At 65.8% G+C, this 7691-nt stretch carries 8 protein-coding genes; 4 read left to right on the top strand and 4 right to left on the bottom strand.

The features are described from left to right. Positions 1-320 precede the first annotated feature (320 nt). From JHD07_RS27355 to JHD07_RS27340, 4 genes are all read right to left on the bottom strand, one after another. A complete protein-coding gene (locus tag JHD07_RS27355; RefSeq protein ID WP_291627724.1) occupies positions 321-1256 on the bottom strand; it encodes a transporter substrate-binding domain-containing protein in 936 nt (311 codons plus the stop codon). 151 nt (positions 1257-1407) lie between these two features. After that, positions 1408-1998 carry an SCO family protein gene (locus JHD07_RS27350; RefSeq protein ID WP_291627722.1) on the bottom strand — a complete coding sequence of 197 codons (591 nt, stop codon included), beginning with the start codon at positions 1996-1998 and terminating at the stop codon, positions 1408-1410. Positions 1999-2017: 19 nt separating this feature from the next. Then, complete coding sequence (locus tag JHD07_RS27345) at positions 2018-2212, bottom strand: hypothetical protein (protein ID WP_291627720.1); 195 nt, start codon at positions 2210-2212, stop codon at positions 2018-2020. A 111-nt stretch (positions 2213-2323) separates the two neighbouring features. Continuing rightward, complete coding sequence (locus JHD07_RS27340; protein ID WP_291627718.1) at positions 2324-2845, bottom strand: hypothetical protein; 522 nt, start codon at positions 2843-2845, stop codon at positions 2324-2326. A gap of 256 nt (positions 2846-3101) precedes the next feature. On the opposite strand from JHD07_RS27340, the gene JHD07_RS27335 reads away from it, so the two are divergent. The 4 genes from JHD07_RS27335 to JHD07_RS27320 all read left to right on the top strand — a co-directional run. Beyond that, entirely contained in the window at positions 3102-4760 is a 1659-nt protein-coding gene (locus JHD07_RS27335; RefSeq protein WP_291627716.1) for an FAD-binding dehydrogenase, read from the top strand. A 107-nt stretch (positions 4761-4867) separates the two neighbouring features. Continuing rightward, positions 4868-5218, top strand: a complete 351-nt coding sequence (locus JHD07_RS27330) for a RidA family protein (RefSeq protein WP_025032572.1) — start codon at positions 4868-4870, stop codon at positions 5216-5218. A 110-nt stretch (positions 5219-5328) separates the two neighbouring features. Continuing rightward, positions 5329-5694, top strand: a complete 366-nt coding sequence (locus JHD07_RS27325) for a nuclear transport factor 2 family protein (protein WP_291627711.1) — start codon at positions 5329-5331, stop codon at positions 5692-5694. Positions 5695-5972: 278 nt separating this feature from the next. Beyond that, positions 5973-7691 (top strand): DEAD/DEAH box helicase (locus JHD07_RS27320; RefSeq protein ID WP_291627709.1); only part of this gene is annotated, 1719 nt, incomplete at its 3' end.

The raw sequence follows: 7691 nt of genomic DNA, 5'->3' as shown, positions 1-7691 counted from the left end.
GCGCGACAATGGCCTTGGCCTGCTCGAACGGCCAGGCGTTGGATTGTTCGGCGAGCGCACGCAGATCGCTCGGGCTTGCGGCTAGATCGATAACGGACATCAGGGGCCTCCGGGCCGCGGAAAATAGCGATTTCCGGGCCAAATGCAATTTTGCGGGCGGTATTGCCTCTTGCACCGTCATTGCGAGCCAACGGGCCCGCGCAGAGCGCGACCCGATGACAGGCTCCGCGAAGCAATCCAGGCTGCTTCTGCGGCGACAGTCTGGATTTCTTCGTCGCAAGGGCTCCTCGCAATGACGGCGGAAGGAGCAACGACGATGGCTAGAACGGGCTCACCGAGAAATACCGCAGCCACAGATCGGTGTAGCGGCCTTTCTCCCAGACGCGGAACATCGCCCAGTTCAGGGCCTGGCGCAGCACGTCGTTGCCCTTGCGCACGGCGATGCCGATGCCTTCCCCGAAGAAGCGGCTCTCGACGAAGGGACCGCCGGAGAAGGCGCAGCAATCGCCGGAATCCGTGCCGTTGATCCAGAACGCCAGCGAGATGGCATCGCCGAAGATGAAATCGACCTCGCCCTTGCGCAAAGCTGCGCGCAACGCATCGTCATTGGGATAGGCATGCAACTCGGCGTCGGTGAACATCGCCTTCAGATACGCCTCATGCGCGGACCCGGCGACGACGCCGACCTTCTTGCCCTCGAGATATTCGGGCCGGATCTCCGGCATCACCGCGTCCTTGCGCGAGACGAAGCGCGCCGGCACGCGGTAATAGGGATCGGTGAAGTCGACGCGGGCGCGCAGCTGCGGGCTCACCGCCATCGAGGCGATGATGGCATCGCCCCGGTTGGAGGTGAGCGCGTCCACCAGCGTCTCGAAGCGGCGCATCTGCACCGTGCAGGTGACCTTGATCTCCTCGCACAGGGCGCGGGCGAAATCGACGTTGAAGCCGGCCGGGTTGCCGTCCGCGCCGGTGTAGTTGAACGGCGGATAATCGGTCTCGGTCAAAAAGCGGATCACGGTGAGGCGCGACAGGTCCGGCCGTTCGGGGCGCCGCCGGGGGTCCCAGAATCCGGGGACGGCCTGCGGAGCGGCCTGAGGCACAACCTGCGGCGTGGCCTGAGGGGCTGCCGGGGGCTGCTTGGCGGGGGCTTGCGCGCCCGCCCCGGTGAGGCCGCCGAGCAGGCAAAGGCCGGCCGCCAGCCCTGCCAGCAAGCCACGGACAGATTTGGACGATTTCGCCTGTTGCGATGGAGCCATCGGCCGGAAATGAACGAATTTCAGTGGGATCGGAGGGCGTTATAGACCATCCCGCCGGGAACGCGAGCGCCGATTGTGGCCAAGGTGAAGCTCACTCCGCCGTCAAGGCCGGCCATGACGACAGAGGAGCAGCCGCGCCCGGCCGAAGCCTTCAAAGATACTTCTTCAGATCCGCCGCCGCCTCTTCAGGCGTGCGCTTCAGGTTGAAGGGCGAGACGAACCTCCCCTCGCGGTCCATCAGATAGATCAGCGCGGTGTGGTCCATGGTGTAGTCGCCGTCCTTGGTCGGGATCTTCTTGGCATAGACCCGGTAGGAGCTGATGACCTTGGCGGTCTCGGCGGGATCGCCGGACAGGCCCTGAAGATGCGGGTCGAAGCTCGACAGATAGTCCTTCATCGCGGCCTGCGTGTCACGCTCGGGATCGACCGAGATGAAGATGGCATTGACCTTGTCGGCATCCTTGCCCATCGCGCGCAGCACTTCCGAGATCTCGAACAGCGAGGTCGGGCAGACGTCGGGGCAATGGGTGTAGCCGAAGAAGATCAGGGTCGGCTTGCCCTTCAGGCTCTTGTCCGTGACGGCCTTGCCGTTTTGGTCGGTCAGCTGGAACGGGCCGCCGATCGCGGCCGGCTGCGCCACCTTGCTGACCCCTCCCATGGCCCAGAACATGATCAGCAGCCCGGCAACGAGGCTTGCGGCGAAGGCGGTTGCGATCACCAGCGGACGGGTGGCGGAGCTCATGGGCGGAAAACTTCCTGTCTCAGAAGCAGGCGGCCAGGCCGGTCCTGATCATTTCGAAGAACACTTGGCTGCCGTAGTGGAACCAGAGCGCCAGCGCGCCGGTCACGGCGAGACCGCCGATGACTGCGCCAGCCCACAGCAGCACGAATGGCATCCGGCCGGCATTGGGCGAATTGTCCGATAGTCGATGCGCTGGATGCAGTGGTCGAGCCATGACGACGATCGGGGCGAAGGCCCCGGTTCCCAGGCTTTCAGATAGGCTTTGCCCCGCCTGCCGGCAAGACGCCGCCGGCAGGGGCAAAAGACTTCCGTCAGGCCACGAAGATCAGTGCAGCAGCTGGCCGCGGGCGGATTCGAGTGGCTCCGCCTGCGGGAGCGATCGCCGGGCCGGCTTGGCCGTCGAAGCCTGTGCGTCCATGTAGCAGGGCTTGTACATGGCCTCGAGCTGCTTGCCCTTCAGGAAAAGCATGCGGTGGGTGAGCCCGCCCCGCTGGCCGATCCAGCGCTTCACCTGCGACGGATACATCGCATAGAGCATCTGGGTTGCTTCGGGATTGGTGACGGCGCGGCCATTAGCGCCGAAATCCCAGGCGGCGTGGAAGCCGAGCGTCGCATGCGAGGTCACGCAGATCCGGTCGTGCGGAATGGCACCGAGGACGATGGTGCAGGCCGAGGCGCAGAGGCCGTCGATGATGACGGTTTCGCCTGATTGCCTGAGGTCCTGGTATTTGTCGACGTAGGTTCCAATCCGGCCGCCGCGGTCATCCGCGATCCGAACCACCGCGTGAGAAGCCCCCATGCCCGCGATCAGGAGAACCGACGCAAGCAACCCCGTCAGAAACCTCATTGTCCCCCGCCCCAGTCGAATTCGAATCTGCGTGTCAGGTGGTGATGCACGGCTAGCGTCGGTCGTAACCGAGGTTTTGTCTAGGCAGGCTGGCCGCCTCAAAACAAATTCAAATCCAGTGTTGCGTCCGCGCTGCACCCGGCCGGTCTCTTTCCCGAAGTGGAACAAGTTAACGAGGTCTTACGGATCATACTCTTGATCTCAGTTGCAACCGCTGGCTTCAATCCGGGCAATTACAGGGTGGAGGGGGGAACGCATGGCTGAAGAAACGGACGTCATCGTCGTCGGCGCGGGGCTGTCGGGCCTGGTGGCGGCCACCGAGATTGCCGACGCAGGCAAGCGCGTGATCGTGGTCGACCAGGAAGGCGAGCAGTCGATCGGCGGTCAGGCATTCTGGTCGTTCGGCGGATTGTTCCTGGTCGATTCGCCGGAGCAGCGCCGGCTCGGCATCAAGGACTCCTTCGACCTCGCCATGCAGGACTGGCTCGGCACCGCCGGCTTCGACCGCGACGAGGACTTTTGGCCCCGCCAATGGGCGGAGGCCTATGTCGCCTTCGCGGCCGGCGAGAAGCGCAGCTGGCTGCGCGCGATGGGCCATCGCTTCTTTCCCGTGGTCGGATGGGCCGAGCGCGGCGGTTACGATGCGATGGGCCATGGCAATTCCGTGCCGCGCTTTCACGTCACCTGGGGCACCGGCCCGGGCATCGTCGAACCGTTCGAGCGCCGCGCGCGCGAGGCGGTGAAGAGCGGCCGGCTCGTGTTCAAATTCCGTCACCGCGTCGATGCGCTATCCCTTACCAACGGCACGGTGGATGGCGTCAGCGGCGCCGTCCTCGCGCCTGACAATGTCGAGCGTGGCAAGAGCTCCTCGCGCAGCGTGATCGGCGAGTTCGCGCTGAAGGCTCAGGCCGTCATCGTCGCCTCCGGCGGCATCGGCGGCAATCACGAGCTTGTGCGGCAGAACTGGCCGCAGCAGCTCGGCACGCCGCCAAAGTTCATGATCTCCGGTGTTCCCGAGCACGTCGACGGCCGCATGATCGGCATCACGGAAAAGACCGGTGCGCGGCTGATCAACCGCGACCGCATGTGGCACTATGTCGAGGGCATCCAGAACTGGAATCCGATCTGGCCGCGCCACGGCATCCGCATCCTGCCCGGCCCGTCCTCGATGTGGTTCGACGCCACCGGCACCCGGCTGCCAGCACCGCTGTTCCCCGGCTCCGATACGCTGGGCCAGCTCAAATACATCATGTCGACCGGCTACGACTATTCCTGGTTCATCCTGACCCAGAGCATCATCAAGAAAGAGTTTGCGCTGTCGGGCTCGGAGCAGAACCCCGACCTCACCGGCAAGAGCTGGCGCATGACCCTGCGCCGCGCCACCAACAAGGGCGCGCCGGCGCCGGTGGAGGCGTTCAAGAGCCATGGTGTCGACTTCATCGTGCGCGACAAGCTCGAGGACCTCGTTGCTGCCATGAACAAGCTGGCCGGCAGCGACCTCCTCAAGCTCGCGCAGATCAGGATGCAGATCGAGGCGCGCGACCGCGAGATCGCCAACCTTTACGTCAAGGACGCGCAGGTGATGAACATTCACAATGCGCGCCGCTATATCGGCGACAAGCTGATCCGCACCGCATCGCCGCACCGCATCCTCGATCCCGCGCATGGGCCGCTGATCGCGGTGAAGCTCAACATCCTCACCCGCAAGACGCTGGGCGGCTTCGAAACCGACCTCGACTCCCGCGTGTTCGGCGAGGAGGGCAGCGTCATCCCCGGCCTCTACGCCGTCGGCGAAGCGGCCGGCTTCGGCGGCGGCGGCGTGCATGGCTATCGCTCGCTGGAAGGCACCTTCCTCGGCGGCTGCCTGTTCTCCGGCCGCAACGCCGGCCGCGCCGCCGCGAAGGCGGTGGGCTGAATTGTCGCGAATGGCGCATGCATCGTTTCAGATGCATGCGCCATCGGGGTGGCACCGCGAAGGGCGCTGGGCTAGACAGGGCCGCCATTCCAGTGAGGAGATCCCCAATGAGCATTCAGCGTTTCGAGACCGGCCCGCGCATGAGCCAGGTCGTCGTGCACGGCAACACCGTTTATCTTGCCGGCGTCGTCGCCAACAAGGCGGCCGGCGAGAGCGTGACGAAGCAGACCCAGGACATCCTGGCGACAATCGACGGCCACCTTGCCAAGGCCGGCACCGACAAGTCGAAGCTGCTTTCGGCCACGATCTACATCACCGACATGAAGACCTTCGCAGAGATGAACGCAGTGTGGGACGCCTGGGTCTCGCCCGGCAACACGCCTGCGCGCGCCACCGTCGAAGCCAAGCTGGCGGCGCCGCAATACACCGTCGAGATCATGGTGACGGCCGCGAAGTAATTCTCGCGAAACCTCCACGCGCGTTGATGACCTCCGAGGTAATCGATCGACGCGCGTGGACCTTCGATAGTGACGGTCAGCCGGACACGGCGTCATCGAAGGAGAGCAACATGACCGATCCCGTCACCATCGCCCGCGGCTATATCGAGCTCTGGAACGAGCGCGCGGCCGGCCGGCGCCGCGAGCTGCTCGGCGAAAACTGGACGCCGGATGCGAACTATGTCGATCCCCTGATGAAGGGCGACGGGCCCGACGGCATCGACGCCCTGATATCCGGCGTGCAGCAGCGCTTTCCCGATTTCAGATTCCACCTGATCGGCGAGCCCAACGGTTACGGCGACCACATCCGCTTTTCCTGGGGCCTCGGTCCCGAAGGCGCCGACAGCCCGATCAAGGGAACAGATTTCGTCGCGTTGAAGAACGGGCGCATCAGAAGCGTGACCGGATTCCTCGATCAGGTGCCGGCCACGGCGTGAGAGCGCTCGCCCTCTTCGTGTGAGAGGGACCTCCGCTGTGGCCATCCTTCGAGACGCCCGCCCTCGGCGGGCCCTCAGGATGAGGGCGGAATGCGTCGCAGCAGTCTCAACAGGCGCAATGCTGCTCAGCCTCACCCTGAGGAGACCGTAAAGCGGTCGTCTCGAGGGCGAGGCGCGCGCTCGAAGCGCGTAAGGTGCCTAAGCCATAGTCCTCCTCGTGCAGACGGGGAGGGCGCCCCCCCTCGACGAAGCCATCCCCACGGCTTACCTGTCATGCCGTGCCGCCCCGTATCCTCTCAAAATCGGCCGAGCCGGCCGCGCTGCTGCCGGATCGCTTCGAGGCCTGGTTCGCAGCCCGCGGCTGGTCGCCGCGCGCGCACCAATTGGCACTGCTTCAGAAGGCGCGCGAGGACCGCTCGGCGCTGCTGATCGCGCCGACCGGCGCCGGCAAGACCCTGGCGGGATTCCTGCCGACCCTGGTGAAGCTTTCGACAGAGACGGCCGAACGGACCGCGGGTGTGAAGCAAAGCCTCGTCTCCACTGGCCGCGATCTGCAACGCGCCGGCGGCCTGCACACGCTCTACATCTCGCCGCTCAAGGCGCTCGCCGTCGACATCGCGCGCAATCTGGAGCGGCCGATCGCGGAGATGGCGCTGCCGATCAAGGTCGAGACCCGAACCGGCGACACGCCGGTGTCGCGACGCCAGCGGCAACGGCGTTATCCGCCGGACGTGCTGCTGACGACGCCCGAGCAGCTCGCGCTGCTGCTCTCCTCCGACGACGCGCCGTTCCTGTTCTCCTCCCTGAAACGTATCGTGCTCGACGAATTGCATGCGCTGGTGACGTCCAAGCGCGGCGACCTGCTGTCGCTCGGCCTCGCGCGGCTATGGCGGCTCGCGCCACAGATGCGCGCCATCGGCCTGTCGGCGACCGTCGCCGAGCCGGATCAGCTCGCGCGCTTCCTGGTGCCGCAGCCCGGCGGCCAGGAACGAGCGGCCGACATCGTCATTGCCGGCGGTGCTGCGCCGCCTGTGGTCGAGATGCTCGATACGCGCGAGCGGCTGCCTTGGGCCGGCCACAGCGCGCGCCATGCGCTCCCCGAAATCTACGAGCTGATAAAGGCCAACAAGACCACGCTGGTCTTCGTCAACACCCGCAGCCAGGCCGAGATGCTGTTCCAGAATCTCTGGAGCATGAACGACGACGGCCTCGCCATCGCGCTGCATCACGGCTCGCTCGATGTCGCCCAGCGCCGCAAGGTCGAGGACGCGATGTCTGCGGGCCGGCTGCGCGGCGTGGTCTGCACCTCCTCGCTCGACCTCGGCGTCGATTGGGGCGACGTCGACCTCGTCGTCAATATCGGTGCGCCAAAAGGCTCCTCGCGCCTGATGCAGCGGATCGGCCGTGCCAACCACCGCCTCGACGAAGCCTCGCGCGCGGTGCTGGTGCCGGCCAACCGGTTCGAAGTGCTGGAGTGCCGCGTCGCGATCGATGCCATCGCCGAGAACGCGCAGGACACGCCGCCCTTGCGCACCGGCGCGCTCGACGTGCTGGCACAGCACCTGCTCGGCTGCGCCTGCGGCGAGCCTTTTTTCAGCGATGAGCTCTACGACGAGGTCCGCACGGCCGCGCCCTATGCAGACCTGTCGCGGCAGGATTTCGATGACGTAGTCGATTTCGTCGCCTCCGGCGGCTACGCGCTGAAGACCTATGAGCGCTTCGCCCGCATCAAGCAGGACAAGGAGGGGCGCTGGCGCGTCGCCAATCCCAAGGTACGGCAGAGCTACCGGATGAATGTCGGCACCATCGTCGAGGACGATATGCTGAAGGTGCGCCTGGTGCGCTCGCGCGGCGGCGGTAGCGGGTCGACGGGGGTGATCGCGCGCGGCGGCCGGCTGCTCGGTGAGATCGAGGAGGCCTTCATCGAGGGCCTCTCGCCCGGCGATACCTTCGTGTTCTCCGGCGAGGTGGTTCGCTACGAGACGCTGGTCGAGGAC

The sequence above is a fragment of the Bradyrhizobium sp. genome (genome assembly GCF_016462955.1).
Lineage (GTDB): Bacteria > Pseudomonadota > Alphaproteobacteria > Rhizobiales > Xanthobacteraceae > Bradyrhizobium.
The sequence above is the reverse complement of the archived record's forward strand: the minus strand, read 5'-3'. Positions and strand labels throughout refer to the sequence as shown.